The sequence below is a fragment of the Micromonospora chersina genome, assembly GCF_900091475.1.
Taxonomy (GTDB): domain Bacteria; phylum Actinomycetota; class Actinomycetes; order Mycobacteriales; family Micromonosporaceae; genus Micromonospora; species Micromonospora chersina.
Map to the genome: position 1 here is coordinate 623797 of NZ_FMIB01000002.1, position 16972 is coordinate 640768.

At 74.2% G+C, this 16972-nt stretch carries 17 protein-coding genes; 13 read left to right on the forward strand and 4 right to left on the reverse strand.

Annotated elements, in window-relative coordinates:
* Positions 1-34: 34 nt before the first annotated feature.
* The 6 genes from GA0070603_RS02725 (at position 35) to GA0070603_RS02750 (ending at position 7440) form a co-directional block, all read left to right on the forward strand.
* Positions 35-241 (forward strand): hypothetical protein, encoded by a 207-nt coding sequence (locus tag GA0070603_RS02725; RefSeq protein WP_091306543.1) that lies wholly within the window; start codon positions 35-37, stop codon positions 239-241.
* On the forward strand, positions 238-1884 hold the full coding sequence (locus GA0070603_RS02730; protein ID WP_091306547.1) for a serine/threonine-protein kinase: 1647 nt from the start codon (positions 238-240) through the stop codon (positions 1882-1884). Before GA0070603_RS02725 ends, GA0070603_RS02730 begins: the two co-directional genes overlap by 4 nt.
* Positions 1885-1937: 53 nt before the next feature.
* Positions 1938-2933: a hypothetical protein gene (locus tag GA0070603_RS02735; RefSeq protein WP_091306555.1), complete on the forward strand. Its 996-nt coding sequence runs from the start codon at positions 1938-1940 to the stop codon at positions 2931-2933.
* A gap of 73 nt (positions 2934-3006) precedes the next feature.
* Positions 3007-3972, forward strand: a complete 966-nt coding sequence (locus tag GA0070603_RS02740; RefSeq protein ID WP_091306558.1) for a mechanosensitive ion channel family protein — start codon at positions 3007-3009, stop codon at positions 3970-3972.
* Between the two features lie 186 nt (positions 3973-4158).
* Complete coding sequence (locus tag GA0070603_RS02745) at positions 4159-5523, forward strand: MFS transporter (RefSeq protein ID WP_091306560.1); 1365 nt, start codon at positions 4159-4161, stop codon at positions 5521-5523.
* Positions 5524-5583: 60 nt separating this feature from the next.
* A complete protein-coding gene (locus tag GA0070603_RS02750; protein ID WP_091321438.1) occupies positions 5584-7440 on the forward strand; it encodes a transketolase in 1857 nt (618 codons plus the stop codon).
* A gap of 40 nt (positions 7441-7480) precedes the next feature.
* Here GA0070603_RS02750 and ligD read toward each other — a convergent pair whose 3' ends face one another.
* On the reverse strand, positions 7481-8446 hold the full coding sequence (gene ligD / locus GA0070603_RS02755) for a non-homologous end-joining DNA ligase (protein ID WP_425270403.1): 966 nt from the start codon (positions 8444-8446) through the stop codon (positions 7481-7483).
* Positions 8447-8569: 123 nt separating this feature from the next.
* On the opposite strand from ligD, the gene GA0070603_RS02760 reads away from it, so the two are divergent.
* A complete protein-coding gene (locus GA0070603_RS02760) occupies positions 8570-8959 on the forward strand; it encodes a DUF2267 domain-containing protein (RefSeq protein ID WP_091306564.1) in 390 nt (129 codons plus the stop codon).
* A 73-nt stretch (positions 8960-9032) separates the two neighbouring features.
* Entirely contained in the window at positions 9033-9827 is a 795-nt protein-coding gene (locus GA0070603_RS02765) for a maleylpyruvate isomerase family mycothiol-dependent enzyme (protein WP_091306567.1), read from the forward strand.
* 43 nt (positions 9828-9870) lie between these two features.
* On the opposite strand, the gene GA0070603_RS02770 is transcribed toward GA0070603_RS02765, so the two are convergent.
* From GA0070603_RS02770 to GA0070603_RS02780, 3 genes are all read right to left on the reverse strand, one after another.
* On the reverse strand, positions 9871-10260 hold the full coding sequence (locus GA0070603_RS02770; protein ID WP_091306570.1) for a VOC family protein: 390 nt from the start codon (positions 10258-10260) through the stop codon (positions 9871-9873).
* Complete coding sequence (locus GA0070603_RS02775; RefSeq protein ID WP_244282365.1) at positions 10257-10949, reverse strand: hypothetical protein; 693 nt, start codon at positions 10947-10949, stop codon at positions 10257-10259. Before GA0070603_RS02775 ends, GA0070603_RS02770 begins: the two co-directional genes overlap by 4 nt.
* Before the next feature lie 223 nt (positions 10950-11172).
* The gene (locus tag GA0070603_RS02780) at positions 11173-11898 is read right to left on the reverse strand and encodes a FadR/GntR family transcriptional regulator (protein ID WP_244282366.1); all 726 of its coding nucleotides are present in this window, start codon (positions 11896-11898) and stop codon (positions 11173-11175) included.
* A 173-nt stretch (positions 11899-12071) separates the two neighbouring features.
* Here GA0070603_RS02780 and GA0070603_RS02785 point away from each other — a divergent pair, with 173 nt between their 5' ends.
* The 5 genes from GA0070603_RS02785 (at position 12072) to GA0070603_RS02805 (ending at position 16939) form a co-directional block, all read left to right on the forward strand.
* Positions 12072-13325 (forward strand): ABC transporter substrate-binding protein, encoded by a 1254-nt coding sequence (locus GA0070603_RS02785; RefSeq protein WP_208862788.1) that lies wholly within the window; start codon positions 12072-12074, stop codon positions 13323-13325.
* Positions 13326-13399: 74 nt separating this feature from the next.
* A complete protein-coding gene (locus GA0070603_RS02790) occupies positions 13400-14347 on the forward strand; it encodes a carbohydrate ABC transporter permease (protein WP_244282367.1) in 948 nt (315 codons plus the stop codon).
* Positions 14344-15159: a carbohydrate ABC transporter permease gene (locus GA0070603_RS02795; RefSeq protein WP_091306581.1), complete on the forward strand. Its 816-nt coding sequence runs from the start codon at positions 14344-14346 to the stop codon at positions 15157-15159. The genes GA0070603_RS02790 and GA0070603_RS02795 overlap by 4 nt, the downstream gene beginning before the upstream one ends.
* A gap of 5 nt (positions 15160-15164) precedes the next feature.
* The gene (gene dgoD, locus GA0070603_RS02800; protein ID WP_091306585.1) at positions 15165-16313 is read left to right on the forward strand and encodes a galactonate dehydratase; all 1149 of its coding nucleotides are present in this window, start codon (positions 15165-15167) and stop codon (positions 16311-16313) included.
* A gap of 2 nt (positions 16314-16315) precedes the next feature.
* The gene (locus GA0070603_RS02805) at positions 16316-16939 is read left to right on the forward strand and encodes a bifunctional 4-hydroxy-2-oxoglutarate aldolase/2-dehydro-3-deoxy-phosphogluconate aldolase (protein WP_244282368.1); all 624 of its coding nucleotides are present in this window, start codon (positions 16316-16318) and stop codon (positions 16937-16939) included.
* Positions 16940-16972 lie beyond the last annotated feature (33 nt).

Consider the following 16972-nt stretch of genomic DNA (forward strand, 5'->3'; position numbering starts at 1 on the left):
GGCGGGCTTGCCGGCGTCTGCTAGCTGTGGCGGTGTGTCCGAAACCGACCAGCGGCCCGCCGACCTGGCCGACCCGTCCGCGACCGGCCCCGGACCCGGCCGGCACCCCGGGTCCGGGGTCGCCGTCCGGCGCGCGGAAGCACCCGTTGCGCCGATGGACGGCGACTCCGGCGCGACCAGAATGACCAGCGAGGCGGAGGCCGACACCCGCCCCTGGAACGCCGTGGAGTTCGTCGCATGAGCGGCTGGCAACTGTCCGGCTACACGCCGGTCCGTCGGCTCGGCGCCGGTGCGTCGGGCAGCGTCGTGCTCGCCACCCACGACGCCACCGGCACCCCGGTCGCCATCAAGTACCTGGTACGTGACATCGGCGCGGACTCCTCCTTCCGGACCGCCTTCCGGGAGGAGGCCCGGCTCCTCGGCGAGATCGACGACCGGCACGTGAGCCGCCTCTACGAGTACGTCGAGTCGCCGCACGGCGCGGCCATCGTGATGGAGCTGGTCAACGGGGTGTCGCTGCGCCAGATGCTGCGCGCGCACGGCCCGACCACCCCCGAGGCGGCGCTCTGCGTGCTGAAGGGGTCGCTCGCCGGGCTCGCCGCCGCGCACGCCCACGGTGTGGTGCACCGCGACTACAAGCCGGAGAACGTGCTGGTCACCGGCGAAGGGCTGAGCAAGCTCGCCGACTTCGGCATCGCCATGCCGGTCGGGCAGGGCTCCGACACCACCGTCTCCGGCACGCCCCGCTACATGGCCCCCGAGCAGTGGACGGGCGCGCCGGCCAGCCCGGCCTGCGACATCTACGCGGCCACCGCCACCTTCTTCGAGTGCCTCACCGGCCGGCCCCCGTACCCGGGGCCCGACCTGTTCAGCCTGCGCGACCAGCACGCCTCCGCGCCCATCCCGACCGACCCGGCCCCCGCGCCGGTGCACGAGCTGCTCCGCCACGGCATGGCCAAGCGGCCCGACGAGCGGCCGCAGCCCGCCCAGGTGTTCCTGGAGATCCTCGACCGGGTGGCCGGCACCGGATACGGGGAGGACTGGGAGGAGCGGGGCCTGCGCGAGCTGGCCCGCCGGGCCGCCCTGCTCGCCGCGCTCTGGCCGTTCCCCGACGGCGCGGGCGGCGCCACCAGCCTCGCCAGCACCGCGCTCGGCGAGACGGCGGGCCGCGGCGGCCGGTTCCGCCGGGGCCGCGCCCGGACCGCGCTGGCCGCCGGCGCCCTCGCCGCCGCCCTGCTGGTGGGCGGCGCCGGCTACAGCTACGCCGCGCACGACGACCCGGTGACCGCCGGCGGCCCGACCGGTCCCGCCGTCGCCGACCCCACCACCACCGCCGGTCCGGCCCCCGCCACCCCGACCGGCACGCCGGCGCCGACCGTGACCGCCACCCCGTCCGGGCCGGCCACGCCGTCGGCCACCCCGAGCGCGACCCCGAGCGGCTCCCGCTCCGCGACGCCCAGCCGCTCACCGGTACGCACGAGCGCCCCCGCACCGACCCCGTCGACCAGCACCTCGCCGCCCCCGCCGCCGGACGTCACCGCCCCCACCGTCGGTGGTGTCGCCGCCGACCCCGGCCAGCTCGAACCGAACGGCTGCCCGTACGGCTACAAGACCGCCACGGTCACCGCCACGGTCACCGACGACCGCAGCGGCCCGGCCGCGCTCAAGGTCACCTTCGCCTACACCCTGGAGGGCGTCACCCGGACGGGGTCGATGGCCTCCGCCGGGCGCGGCGTGTTCCGGGGCACGCTCGGCCCGTTGCCGGCGCCGAAGCAGAGCAGCCGCATGCCCGTCCAGGTCACCGCCGTCGACGCCGCCGGCAACGCGACCACCTCGGCGTCGCCGGTGTACGTGACGCTCTACAACTACTGCACCCCCGGCTAGGAGTCGACAGTGCCCGCTGCGCAGACCTGCACCGTGTCCCGGGGACGGCCGGCGTGACCCGGCCCGAGGAGCCGACCGAGGCCCTGCCCACCCGGGCGCTGCCCGCCGACCCCGGCGCGACAGTCGACCTCGGCCGTGGCGGCGACCCGGCGCACCACGCCGACGCCACCGTCCACCTCGGCCCACCGCCGCGGCCGGCCCCGCCGCTCAACCCGGACGCGACCGTGCACCTCGGCGCCCCGCCGCCGCGGCCGGCCCCGCCGCTCAACCCGGACGCGACCGTGCACCTCGGCGCCCCGCCGCTGAGCCCGGACGCGGCCGTGCACCTCGGCGCAGCGACCGTGGGCGGGCCCGGCGCCGCCGAGGCGACCGTGCACTTCGGCGGGGCGCCCGAGCCGACCGCGCGATTCGACGCCCCGGCCGCCGCGGCTCCGTACACCGTCGGGCCGACCGGGCACCGCACCGCGCCGCACCCGGGCGGGGCGACCGCCGGGGCGTACCGCGAGACGACGGCGGGCGCGCGGGCGGTGAGCGGCGGCACGGCGCCCGGCGGGGAACTGCGCTTCGGGCCCGGCGTGCCGGCCACCCCGCCGCCGGCCCCGGCCTGGCCCGCGGCGCCTCCCGCGCGGCGGCGCCGCCCGGTCTGGCGCCGGGTCGTCTCGGTGCTGTCCACAGTGCTCACCGCGGCGCTGCTGGTGGTGGTCGGGCTCTACCTCTGGCAGCGGCTGCGCCCGCTGGAGGTCGAGGCGGTCACCGTGGCGCTGCCCCGGCCTCCCGGTGTGGCCTGCGACGTCACCGTGGACGTGGTGGCCACCGTGCGCACCAACGGGCGCGGCGGCGTGATCCGCTACCAGTGGTTCCGCTCGGACGCGCCGCCGGGCAGCCTGCTCACCGAGCGGGTCGGCCGCGGCCAGCGCACCGCCACCCTCACCCTCAAGTGGACGTTCAGCGGGGTCGGCGCGACCACCGGCACCGCCACCGTCAACATCATCGAGCCGTCGCCGGTGCAGGCCGGCACGCAGGTCCGCTACCGCTGCCCCGGCGGCTGACCGCGTTTCCCGAGCGGCTGGTCAGGGTAGCTCCAGGCGGACGACCCCTGACCATCTGCGTGGAGGCCCTTCGATGAAAGACAACTTCGGGGACGCGGTGGGTGACGCGTTCCGCTCGGTGATGCTGTTCCTGCCCAAGGCGGTCGCCTTCGTCGCCATCCTGGTGGCCGGCTGGCTGATCGCCAAGGCCGTGCTGAAGATCGTGGACAAGGTCCTGGAGCGGGTCCACTTCGACCGCGCCGTCGAGCGCGGCGGCATCAAGACCGCGCTCGCCCGCTCGAAGTACGACGCCAGCGACATCGTCGCGAAGCTGGCCTACTACGCGGTGCTGCTGGTCACCCTCCAGCTCGCCTTCGGCATCTGGGGCCCGAACCCGATCTCGGACCTGATCCACGGCGTGGTGGCCTGGCTGCCCCGGGCGTTCGTGGCCATCGTCATCGTGGTGGTCGCCGCGGCCATCGCCAAGGCGGTCAAGGACATCATCTCCAGCGCCCTCGGCGGCCTCTCCTACGGCCGGGTGCTCGCGAACATCGCCTCCGTGTTCATCCTGGGCCTCGGCATCATCGCCGCGCTCAACCAGATCGGCGTCGCCACCACGGTGACCACCCCGGTGCTGATCGCCGTGCTCGCCACCGTCGGCGGCATCCTCGTCGTCGGCGTCGGCGGCGGCCTGGTCCGCCCGATGCAGAGCCGCTGGGAGAACTGGCTGGCCCGCGCCGAGGAGGAGTCGCGGACCATCGCCACCCACGCCCGGGCGTACCAGGCGGGGCGGCGGGACGTCGAGGCGCGGTTCGCCGGGCCGACCAGCCCGTACGCCGAGGCCGAGCTGACCCGGCCGGTGGCCGGCGAGACCGAGGCGGACCGGACCCAGCCGGTCGCCCCGTACGGTGCCGCGGAGCCGACCCAGCCGGTGCCGCCGTACGGCGACCCGGACCGCACCCAGCCGACCACGCCGCGGCAGCCCACGGCCGAGCAGGCCGCGGACAGCGAGGCCACGATGATCATCCCGCAGGCGGACGTGGACCGGTCCCGCCGCTGACCGACCGCTCACCGACCGGGGTGGGGCCCTGCGGGGTCCCACCCCGGTTCCGTGTGCGGGGGGCCGGACGGCGGCTACCATCGCCGCATGCACTGGCGACATTGATGCCCTGCCGAGGGTCGAGCCCGCGGGCCACCGCGGACACCGCACGTTCCGGTGTCCGTCACGTCCCCGTGGGAAGGCCTCATGCTCATCGTCTCCGCGCGCGTGCCCGCCGAGCGCCGGCTCGCCGCCACCCTCTACGCCTACGCGTTCCTCACCGACCTGGTCCTGCTCTATCCGGTGTACGCGCTGCTCTTCGCCGACACCGGGCTGTCGGTCGGGCAGATCTCCTCGCTCTTCGTGCTCTGGTCGGCCGCCGGCATCCTGCTGGAGGTGCCCTCGGGCGCCTGGGCCGACGCCGTCTCCCGGCGGCGGCTGCTCTGCCTCGCCCCGCTCCTCGCCGCCGCCGGCTTCGCGCTCTGGGTGCTCGTCCCGTCCTACCCGGCGTTCGCCGTCGGCTTCCTGCTCTGGGGCGCGGGCGGCGCGCTGCGCTCCGGCGCCCTGGAGGCGCTGGTCTGGACGGAACTCGACCGGCTCGGCGCCGCCGGCCGGTACGCCCGGCTGACCGGCCGGGCGAAGACCGCCGAGCTGCTCGGTGTGGTCGGCGCCATGGGGCTGGCCGCCCCGGTGCTGGCGCTCGGCGGCTACCCGGCGGTCGGCGCGGCGAGCGTGGCGGTGTGCCTGGCCGCCGCGGCGGTCGCCACCCGTTTTCCCGAGCACCGCGCCCCGGAGCCGCCGGGCCACGACCCGGCCGACGCGGCCCGGCCCGACGCGACCGAGCGTGGCGCGATGCAGCCCGGCCCGGCCGGCGAGACCCCGCCTGCCGCGGCCAGCGCGCCCCAGCCTGGCCCGGCCGGCGAGACCCCGCCCGATCCCGACGAACCGGGCTGGTGGGCCAGCCTGCGGGGCGGGCTGGCCGAGGCCCGTGCGGACCGGTCGGTGCGGGCGGCGCTGCTGCTGGTGCCGGCGGTCGCCGCGGTCTGGGGCGGCCTCGACGAGTACACGCCGCTGCTGGCCCGGGACACCGGGATCCCGGCGGCCGGCGTGCCGTTGCTGCTCCTGCTGGTCTGGGCCGGCACGACGGTGGGCGGGCTGCTGGCCCCGGCGGGGGAGCGGTTGACCGATCGGGGCTTCGCCGCCCTGCTGGCCGGGGCGGCGCTGGCCCTGGCCGTGGGGGCCCTGCTCCGCCACCCGGCCGGGTTCGTCCTGGTCGGCGTCGCGTTCGCGGCGTTCCAGCTCGCCACCGTGCTGGCCGACGTCCGGCTCCAGGCCCGGATCAGCGGGCCGGACCGGGCGACCGTCACCTCGGTGGCGGGGATGGCCACCGACCTGACCATCATCGCGGTCTACGCGGGGTACGGCGTCGTGGCGGGCGTGGCCGGCAACGCGGTCGCCTTCGCGGTGGCCGTGCTGCCGTACCTGCTGGTGGCGGGCCGGATCGCCACCCGCCGTCCCGCCCGTCCGGTTCCAGCGAATAGGTCGTTGCCCGAAAATTCCGGTGTTTCATGATTACCGTATGGGCGGAAGCGGCCCTGTGGCCGGCCCGGACGGAGGCGACGCGGCGTGACGATGGAAGCAGAGCGCACCCTGCGCGAGGAGGACCTGACCGGCCTGGCGGAGCTCGCCGCCCAGCTCCGGGTCGACTCGATCCGGTGCAGCACCCAGGCCGGCTCCGGCCATCCCACGTCCAGCCTGTCCGCCGCCGACCTGCTCGCGGTGCTGATCTCCCGGCACCTGCGCTACGACTGGTCGTACCCGGGCAACCGCGCCAACGACCACCTGATCTTCTCCAAGGGGCACGCCTCGCCGCTGCTGTACGCGGTCTTCCGGGCCACCGGCGCGATCAGCGAGCAGGAGCTGCTGGAGACCTACCGCCAGTCGAACTCCCGCCTCCAGGGCCACCCCACACCCGTCCTGCCCTGGGTGGACACCGCCACCGGCTCGCTCGGCCAGGGGCTGCCGGTCGGCGTCGGCATCGCCCTGGCCGGGCGGTACCTGGACAAGCTGCCGTACCACGTCTGGGTGCTGTGCGGCGACAGCGAGACGGCCGAGGGCTCCATCTGGGAGGCGCTCGACAAGGCCGGCCACTACGGGCTGCGCAACCTCACCGCGATCGTGGACGTGAACCGGTTCGGCCAGCGGGGGCCGACCGAGCTGGAGTGGGACCTGGACACCTACCGCCGGCGGGTCGAGGCGTTCGGCTGCCACCCGCTCGTCGTCGACGGCCACGACCTGGCGGCCATCGACGAGGTGCTCGGGCGGGCCCGCGAGGCGACCGGCCCGACCGTGGTGCTGGCCCGGACGGTCAAGGGCAAGGGCGTGCCGGACATCGAGAACCGGCCGGACTGGCACGGCAAGGCCCTCGAACCGGACCGGGCAGAGCGGGCCGTCCAGGCCCTCGGCGGCGTACGGCAGATCCGGGTCGCCGGCCCCCGGCCCGCCGCCGCGCCGCCGCCGGCGCCCGCCCCCGCCGGGGAGGCGCCGGAACTGCCCCGGTACGAGAAGGGGGCCAAGGTGGCCACCCGCAACGCGTACGGGGACGCGCTGCGCGCGCTGGGCGTCCGGCCGGACGTGGTGGCCCTCGACGGCGAGGTCAGCGACTCCACCCGGGCGGACAAGTTCGGCGAGGCGTACCCGGACCGGTTCTTCGAGATGTTCATCGCGGAGCAGCAGTTGGTCGCCGCCGCGGTGGGGCTCCGGGTCCGCGGCTACCGGCCCTTCGCGGCCACCTTCGCCGCGTTCCTGTCCCGCGCCTACGACTTCATCCGGATGGCCGGCATCTCCCGGGCCGACATCGCCCTCGCGGGCTCGCACGCGGGCGTGGAGATCGGCCCGGACGGCCCCTCCCAGATGGGGCTGGAGGACCTCGCCGCCCTGCGCGCCGTGCACGGGTCGACGGTGCTCTACCCCAGCGACGCCGTCTCCTGCGCGGCCCTGGTCGCCGCCATGGTCGACCGGGAGGGCGTCAGCTACCTGCGCACCACCCGCGGCAAGTACCCGGTGCTCTACGACAACGGGGAGGACTTCCCGATCGGCGGCAGCAAGGTGGTCCGTGACGGCGGCGACGTCGCGCTCATCGGCGCCGGGGTGACCGTGCACAACTGCCTCGCGGCCGCCGACGAACTGGCCCGCGAGGGGATCGACGCGCGGGTCGTCGACCTCTACTCGGTCAAGCCGGTCGACCGGCAGCGGCTGCTCGACGCCGTGCGGGACACCGGCGGCCGGCTGGTGGTGGTCGAGGACCACTACCCGCAGGGCGGCCTGGGCTCCGCCGTGCTGGAGTCACTGGCCGACCTCGCCGAGCCGGTGCGGGTGAACCACCTGGCGGTACGCGGGCTCCCCGGCTCCGGCACCCCGGCACAGCAGATGGACCGGGCGGGCATCGGCGTCCACGCGATCGTCAGCGCGGCGCGTGCCATCGCCTGACCGCCCCGACGCGGCCACGGGTGGCCGGCCGCGGTCCGCGTCACCGCCGCAAGCGGATCTCCGCCGGGTCCCGGTCGCTGCGCAGCCCCTTCCAGGACGGGTGGCGCAGCCGGCGGTCCGGCGTCCAGGACCGGAACGTGACGTCGCCGACCAGCACGGGGTCGACCCAGACGGCGTGGCGGGCCTGGTCGCGCGGGACCGGGTCGGCGAACGGCGGGTCCGGCCGGGCCAGCGGCTCCAGGCGGGCGGCCAGATCGCGTAGCACGGTCTGGGTGAAGCCGGTGCCGACGTGTCCGATGTACTGCAGCCGGTCGTGTTCGTCGTACATGCCGAGCAGCAGGGACCCGATGGCCCCCGCGCGGCGACCGGCGCCCGGCTTCCAGCCGCCCACGATCACCTCGACGGTCTCGTTCAGCGGCACCTTGACCCACGCCGAGCCCCGGCGGCCCGGCTCGTACGCCGATGCGAGCCGCTTGGCGACCACGCCCTCCAGGCCGAGTTCGGCCGCCGCGGTGGCCAGGTCCCGACCGGCCTCGCCGGTCCAGTAGGGCGGCGTCTCGACACTCCCGCCGCTGAGACCCAGCTTCTCCAGCGCCGCGCGGCGTTCCGTGTACGGCAGGCCCGTGGTGTCCCGCCCGTCGAGGTGCAGCAGGTCGAACAGGTAGTACCGGACCGGGGTCGACGCGACCAGCGCGGCGGCCGGCGCCCGGACGTGCATCCGCCGCTGGAGCGCGGAGAAGCTGGGCCGGCCGCCGGCGTCGAGAGCCACGATCTCGCCGTCGAGCACCGCCCTTCGCCCGGCCAGCAGGTCGACCAGCTCGCCCAGCTCCGGGTACGCCCGGGTGACGTCCCGGTCGTTGCGGCTGAGCAGCCGCAGGCCGCGGTCGACGTACGCCACCGCGCGGACGCCGTCCCACTTGAACTCGTACCCCCAGCCGGGCTCGGTCGGCAGCGCACCGGCCCCGGCGAGCATCGGCGGCACGAGCGTCGGCATCCTGGCGGCCACGTCCCGATCCTGGCCGCCGTGGCACGGCACGATGCCGGTTTCCCGGCTTTCGCCCGGGCGGCGGTCGTTTGTGGTGGTCGCCTGCGGGTAGCCACGCGGTCTCCGGGACGGAAGGACCGAGCAATGGCGGAGCTGGAGTTCGTGGCGAAGGTGGCCGAACGGGCGGGCCTCCCGGCGAAGACCGCGCAATCCCTGACCGAGGCCACCCTGCGCACCCTCGCCGAACGGATCAGCGGCGGCGAGGCGGCCGACCTGGCCGACCACGTGGCGCACGAGCTGCGCCCGCTGCTGGCCCGGGCCCGCCCTGAGGAGCCGCAGGTCTTCGGGTACGACGAGTTCCTGCGCCGGGTGGCCGACCGCGCCGGCACCGCGCCGGACATCGCCGAGAAGGGCGCGCGGGCGGTGCTCCAGACCCTGCACCGGGTGGTCGGGCACGCCGAGTTCGAGCAGGCCATGGCGGAGCTGCCGCGGGAGATCGGTGCGCTGGCCCAGCCCGTGCCCCGTACCCCCTGACCGGCGCCGGCCGGGACGAAACGCCCGCCGGCGGCTCCCCTCGCGGTGGCCGGGCGGCCACTAGGTTGGGCTGATGGCCGCTCTGAGCTTCGACCGCCACCGCGCCGAGATCGTCGCCCAGAGCGACAGGCTCCGCACCCACCTCGACGGCGCCGACCTGACCACGCCCGTCGCCTCCTGCCCCGGGTGGAACGTCGGCCAGCTGGCCCGGCACCTCGGGGGCGGCCAGCGCTGGGCGGCCGAGGTGGTCCGCACCCGGGCCGGGCAGCCGCCGTCGGACAACCACTTCCGCGACCTGTCCCCGTACGCCCGGGAGGAGCCGGCGGTGGTCGGCCCGTGGCTGGTGGAGAGCGCCGCCGCGCTCGCCGACGCGCTCGGCGAGGCCGGCCCCGACGTGGCGACCTGGACGCCGATGCCGGTGCCGGCCGCCGGGGCGTTCTGGGCGCGCCGGTTCGCCCACGAGACGCTGCTGCACCGGGCCGACGCCGCCCTCGCCCTGGGCGTGGACTTCGCCGTCGACCCGGCGGTGGCGGTCGACGCGCTTGACGAGTGGATGGAGCTGGGCTCCCTGCCGCAGATGCTGGACATCTTCCCGCACCGGCGCGACCTGCTCGGCCCCGACCGCACCCTCCACCTCCACGCCACCGACGTGCCCGCCGAGCTGGGCGCGGAGTGGCTCGTGGACCTCACGGGGGACACCCTCGCCTGGCGGCGGGCGCACGAGAAGGCCACCGTGGCGGTCCGCGGCCCGGTGACCGAGCTGCTGCTGATGGTCTACCGGCGGCGCCCGGTCGACACCGCGGTGGTCGAGGTGCTCGGCGACGCGACACTGCTGGACCGCTGGCTGGCGGCGGTCGCGTTCGGCTGACGGTGGGGCCGGCGGCCGGACGGCCGCCGGCCCCACCGACGGCTCAGCCCGGCACGTGCAGGAACGACCACTGGTGGCCGTCGAGGTCCCGGAACCCGCGCATGTACCCGAACCCGATGTCCTGACCGGGGCCGAGCGACGTGCCACCCGCGAGGACCGCCGCGTCGACAAGCGCGTCCACCCGCTCCGGCCGGTCGACGCCGAGGCCGACGATCACCTCCCGGCTGGTGGCGGTGTCGCACACCCCGGCGCCGGCGAACGCGGCGAAGGCGGCCGGGGTGTGCAGGATCAGGTGCGTGGCGCCGCCGAGGGTGAGTTGCGCGCTCTCTCCGCCGGGTTGCCGGGGCCCGGCCGTGAACCCGAGGGCGGTGAAGAACTCGACCGCCCGGTCGAGGTCGTCCGCCGGCAGGTTGACGAACGTCCCGGCGCTCATCGGGTCGCCTCCAGCAGCTGCTTCAGGGCGGCGAGACGCTCCCGCCAGTACGCCTTGAGCCGGTCGGCCTCGGCGGCGTCGGTGAGTTTCTCGTGCTGCACGGCCACCCGGGCCTTCGTCCCGCTCACCGGGGTGAAGCCGACCGCGATCCGGCTCGGCCCGCCGGCCCAGTCGGCCCGGAAGCTCTTCGGCGCGGTGGCGGTGCGGACCCGGACCGCCACGTCGGGCAGCCAGCGGCGGCGTACCGCCTCGTCGGCGAACGCCTCGAACAGCACCGCCACCGGCACGGCCACCGTGCGGGTGCCGGTGGCCTCGAAGCCGCCACCGCGCCGTTGGCCGGGGGTGCGCAGTCCGCGTGCCTGCTCGTACCCGACGGTGATGGTCTGCGCCCACCAGCCCGGCACCTCGTGCGCGGTGACCAGCCAGCGCGCGGTCTCGGTGTGGGTCCGGTCGATCGCGCCCCAGGCGTCGAGCCGGCCGAACCACTCGTCCCAGTCGTGGCCGGTGCGCTCGCGCAGCAGCGTGGCGGAGATCCGGTCCATCTGCGTCCGGGCGGGGGAGGAGGGCTCCGGGGCCGCGACGGCGGCTCCGGACCGGGCCAGCAGCTGCCGGCGGGCGGTCGTGTAGCTCTCGCCGGTGCGGGCCATCCGGGTGCGCACCCGGACCTTGAACGACTTGTGACTCGTCATCACATGCTCCCTGTCCACGGGCGTGGTCGCAGGGACTCACGCTCCCGTCGACCCCGCCCAGGGCATGTGGCGTGTCGGTGGGCCTGTCGGCACCGCGTCCCGAGGGCTCGGGGCCCCCTTTGCCTCCGTGGGACCGGTGGCGTGAGCACCGGGATGGAGGTGGGGCGCAGGACTGCGCCGCGCCCAGTCTACGCCCCGGTCCGGTCCCGGTGGGGAGGCCCGCTCAGCCGGTGGTCTGCTCCCACATCGACTTCATCTCGTCGAACGCCTGCTCCATGATCTGCACCATGGCGCGGCGGGCCGCCTCGCCGTCGCGGCGCTGGATCGCCGCGGCCACGTCGGCGTGCAGCTGCAACGCCTGCTGGTCGGGGTGGTGCGGCATGAGGTGGTAATGGTGCCGGCCGGTGAGCACCTCGGCGACGAGTTCCCGGAGCTTGCCGAACATCTCGTTGCCGGAGGCGGCCAGGACCCGCCGGTGGAACTCGATGTCCAGGCGCAGGAACTTGTCCTCGTCCCCGGCCTGCCCGGCGGCCCACATCTTCGCCGCGACCCCGACGAGGTCGCTGGCGTCGTCGGGGGAGATCCGTCCGGCGGCCAGCCAGGCGGCGTGCGGCTCGACCGCGGTCCGCAGCTCGGTGATCGAGCGGAGCTGCGCCATCCGGCCGGCGGAGGCGAGCCGCCAGCGGATCACCTGCGGGTCGAAGACGTTCCACGCCTCGGCGGGTCGGATCAGCACACCGACCCGGCGGCGGGTCTCGATGAGGCCCATGGACGCGAGCACCCGGAGAACCTCGCGGATCACCGACCGGGAGACCGCGTGCCGGTCGACCAGCTCGTCGATGTTGAGCACGGAGCCGGCGGCCAGTTCGCCGCCGCAGACGGCCGTGCCGAGTTCGTCGAGTACGCGGGCGTGCAGCCCGGTCTCGCCCCCGGAGGAGGAGTGATCCACGGGTCGGAGCATATCAGTTGGTGATCGACCCTTGAATAAATCAGCTTTTTCGGCCTAGCATCCCGTGGTTAAGCGGACGTTACAGCGTTGTGGCGCTCTTCCCCCGGGGCGGCGACCACGAGAAAAGGAGAGATGACGTGCGACGTCGATCGATATTCGGTACGTCTCTGGCCGTGGTCGCAGCCATGGGCCTGGCCGCCTGCGGCGGCGGTGGCGACGACAGCGGCGCGTCCAAGACGGTGCGCGTGACCCTGGCGAACCACGTCTGGACCGAGAACATCAAGGCGGCCCTGCCCGAGTTCGAGAAGCAGACCGGGCTCAAGGTCGAGATCACCCAGCTCGGCGAGGACCAGCTCTCCGACCAGTACAACGTGAAGCTCAACGCCGGCTCGTCCGACCTGGACGTCATGATGTACCGGCCCCTCCAGGAGGGGAAGCTCTTCGCCAAGAACAAGTACCTGGCGGACCTCTCCGACCACGTCAAGTCCAGCAAGGACTGGGACTACTCCGACTTCCAGTCCGGCCCGGTCCAGGCCACCACGTACGAGGGCAAGCCGGTGGGCGTCCCCATCATCACCGAGCAGGAGGTCCTCTACTACCGCAAGGACCTGCTGGCCAAGGCCGGCCTGAGCGCCCCGCCGAAGACCCTGGACGAGCTGAAGACCGCCGCCGCGAAGATCAAGGCGAGCCTCCCCGGCACCGCGGGCTTCGTGGCCCGCACCGGCAAGTCGCCTGCGGTCACCCAGTTCTCCAGCTTCCTCTACAGCTTCGGCGGTGACTTCGTCGACGGCAGCGGCAAGGCGACCGTCAACAGCGACGCCGCCAAGCAGGCGTACGCCTTCTACGGCGGGCTCATCAAGGACTCCGGCCCGGCCAACGTCAGCACCGACATGAGCTGGCCCGAGGCGATGGCCATCTTCACCCAGGGCAAGGCCGCCTTCTACACCGAGGCCAACTCGCTCTACAAGAACGCCACCGACCCGGCCAAGTCCAAGGTGTCCGACACCGTCGGCTTCGCGCCGTTCCCGGCCGGCCCGGCCGGCTCCAAGCCGTACAACATCCCGTCGTGGGCGCTGGGCGTCAACGACGCCTCGAAGAACAAGAGCAACGCCTGGAAGTTCGTCGAGTGGGCCACCGGCAAGGAGCAGACCCTCGCCCAGCAGAAGGCCGGTGTGCCGAGCGCCCGTACCTCGGTCTGGGCCAACCCGGAGGGCACCGCGAACTACCCGAAGGACCTGGTCGAGGCCATCAACGCCAGCACGCAGGGCGGCGTCGCCCACGACCGGCCCGTGGTCGTGAAGGTCGGCCAGGCCCGTGAGCTCGTCGGCCAGCCGATCGTCGACGCGATCACCGGCAAGGACCCGGCGGCCGCGGCCGACACCGCCAACGAGGCCTTCCAGAAGTTCCTGGACGACGAGGCCAAGTAGCACGCGCGCGGGTGGTGGGGCGGCTCGCCCCACCACCCGCGTACCCCTGTCGGTCCGCCCACCCCGGAGATCCCATGGCAACCGTCACCACCCTCCGCCGCGCGCCCGGCGGCGCCGGCGTCATGCCCGACACGCCCGGCTGGGCCCGCTGGGCCAACGACCACCGCAAGTGGCTGTTCGCCGCGCCCGCGATGGCCTTCGTCGCCGCCCTGATCGTGATCCCGCTGGGCTGGACCGCCTGGCTCAGCCTCACCGACGCCGAGGGGTCCGTCCGCGCCGAGAGCGAGTTCGTGGGCTTCCAGAACTACCTCGACGTGCTGTCCGACACCGACCGGTTCTGGCCGGCGGTCGGCCGGACCGCCGGCTTCACCCTCGTCGCGCTGCTGTTCGAGGTGGTGCTCGGCATGGCCATCGCGCTGCTGCTGTGGCGGCCGTTCAAGGGCCAGAAGTGGGTCCGGGTCGCCATCCTCATGCCACTGGTCGCCACCCCGGTCGCGGTCGGCATGATGTGGCGGCTCATCTTCGACCCGAACATCGGCCTGGCCAACCAGGTGCTCGGCTGGGTCGGCATCGGCCCGCAGCCCTGGCTCGCCGGCCAGCACTCCGCACTGCCCACCACCATCTTCATCGACGTGTGGCAGTGGACGCCCATGGTGGTGCTGATCCTGCTCGCCGGCCTGACCTCGCTGTCCGAGGAACCCCAGGAGGCGGCCCGGATCGACGGCGCCAGCAGCTGGCAGCGGTTCCGGCACGTCACCCTGCCGCTGCTCATGCCCACGGTGATCGTCGCGATCCTGCTGCGCGGCATCGACGCGCTGAAGACCTTCGACATCCTCTACGCCACCAAGGGCAAGGGCGGCGGTTCCTTCCACGAGGTGGAGACCCTCAACGTGTACGCCTACGGGCTGAGCTTCGACTACAACGAGTACGGCGTCTCGTCCACCGTCCTCATCCTCTTCTTCCTGATCATCATCGGGTCGATGTGGGCACTGACCGCCCGGCGCAAGGAGGCCAAGCGATGAAGGCCGGTCCCGCGTACCGGGTGTTCCGGGTGGTGGCCCTCGTGGTCGTGGTGCTGTCGCTGGTCACGCCGCTGCTCTGGATGATCGCCGCGTCGTTCAAGACAAACGTCGACATCTACGACACCGGCAAGGCGCTGGTCTTCTCGCCCACCCTGGACAACTACGCGACGGTGCTGAAGCAGTCGCACTACGTCCAGTTCATCGGCAACAGCCTGTGGGTGGCGTTCGCCGCCACCGTGCTGTCGCTGATCCTCGGTGTGCCGGCCGCGTACTCGATGAGCCGGTTCAACATGAAGAAGTCGGCCCTCGTGGTGCTGATGGCGCGGGTCATCCCCGGCGTCTCGCTGCTGGTGCCCTGGTACTACGTCTTCTCGAACCTGCAGCTGGTCGGCGGCTTCACCGTGCTGATCCTCAGCCACATGTTCGTCTCGCTGCCGTTGATCGTCTACATCATGATGGGCTTCTTCGACGGCCTGCCCGAGGAACTGGAGGAGGCGGCGCTCGTCGACGGGCTGACGCACATCGGCGCGTTCCGCCGGATCACCCTGCCGCTGTCCGTGCCGGGCATCGCCACCGCGGGCATCCTGTCCTTCATCTTCTCCTGGAACAACTTCATGTTCGCCCTGGTGCTCTCCGGCGCGGACACCAAGACCCTCCCGGTGGCGATCTTCGACTTCGTCGGGTACGCCAGCATCGACTGGGGCGGCCTCATGGCCGCGGCCACCGTGGTGACGCTGCCGATCATGGTGATCGCCCTGTTCGTGCAGAAGTACGTGGTCTCCGGCCTGACCGCCGGCGCGACGAAGGGCTGAGCACCGTGACCACCATCGCGCGCATCGAGACGTTCCTGGTCGCGCCCCGCTGGCTCTTCGTCCGGGTGGAGACCGAATCCGGCATCGTCGGCTGGGGCGAGGCCACCTGCGAGGGCCGCTCGGAGACCGTCCGCGCCGCCGTCGACCAGCTCGCCGAACTGCTGGTCGGCCGGGACGCGCTGCGCATCGAGGACCACTGGCAGGTGCTCACCAAGGGGTCGTTCTACCGGGGCGGGCCGGTCCTGGCCAGCGCCGTGGCCGGCCTCGACCAGGCGCTCTGGGACATCGCCGGCAAGCACTGGGGCGCGCCCGTGCACCAGCTGCTCGGCGGCCCGGTCCGGGACCGGATCCGGGTCTACGGCTGGGTCGGCGGCGACGAGCCGGGCGAGGTCCGCGACCAGATCAGCGCCGCCGTCGAGACCGGCCTCACCGCGGTCAAGATGAACGCCTCCGGCCGGATGAGCGCGGTGGCCTCGGTGGCCGAGCTCGACGGGGTGGTGCAGCGGGTGGCCGCCGCCCGGGAGGTGCTCGGCGAGCACCGGGACGTCGCTGTCGACTTCCACGGGCGGTTCAGCCTGGCCAGCGCCCGCCGGGTCGCCCCGCTGCTGGAGCCGTACCGGCCGTTCTTCTTGGAGGAGCCGGTGGTGCCGGAGAACTCGCACCTGATCGGCGAGTTCGTCCGCTCCACCACCACGCCGGTGTCCACGGGGGAGCGGCTCTACAGCCGGCAGGAGTTCCTGCCCGTCCTCCAGGCCGGCATCGCGGTCGCGCAGCCGGACCTCTCGCACGCCGGCGGCATCACCGAGGTCAGCAAGATCGCCGCGCTGGCCGAGGTGTACGACGTCCAGCTCGCCCCGCACTGCCCGCTCGGCCCGATCGCCCTGGCGGCCTGCCTCCAGGTCGGCTTCGCCACGCCGAACTACCTGATCCAGGAGCAGAGCATCGGCATCCACTACAACCTCGGCGCCGAGGTGCTCGACTACTGCCTCGACAAGACGCCGCTGACCTTCGTGGACGGGTACGTCGAGCGGCTCACGGCGCCCGGCCTGGGCATCGAGATCGACGAGGCGGCGGTGCGCGCCGCCGACAAGCGCGGCCACGCCTGGCGCAGCCCCATGTGGCGGCACCGGGACGGCTCCTACGCGGAATGGTGACCATGACCCTCGACCTCACCGCCGAACTCGCCGCCACCCGCCTGCTGGCGGTCATCCGCGGCACCGACCCGGCCGCCGCCATCGCCGCCGGCACCACCCTGCTCGCCGAGGGCGTCCGCGTTGTCGAGGTGGCCCTGACCACGCCCGGCGCGCTCGACGCCATCGCCGCGATCCGGGCCGCCGCCCCGCCCGGCTCCCTGGTCGGCGCGGGCACCGTGCTCACCACGGCCGCCGTCGCCGACGTGGCCGCGGCCGGCGCGCAGTTCGTCGTCACCCCGGCCGTCGTCGACTCCATCGGCGAGGCGGCCCGCCGCGGGCTGCCGGTGGCCGCGGGCGCGCTGACCCCGACCGAGGCGTACGCGGCCGTCCGGGCGGGAGCCGCCGCCGTGAAGCTCTTCCCGGCCTCCCTGGGCGGCCCGGCGTACCTGAAGGCGCTGCGCGACCCCTTCCCGGACATCCCGTTCGTCGCGGTCGGCGGGGTGGGGCTGGCCGAGCTGCCCGGCTACCTCGCGGCCGGGGCGGTCGCCGTCGGCGTCGGCGGCCCGCTGGTCGGCGACGCCGCCTCCGGTGGCGACCTGGACGCCCTCCGCGAGCGGGCCCGCGCCTACCTGGCCGCCGTCGCATGAGGACGGGACCGCACGCCTACCGCGGAGCCGCCG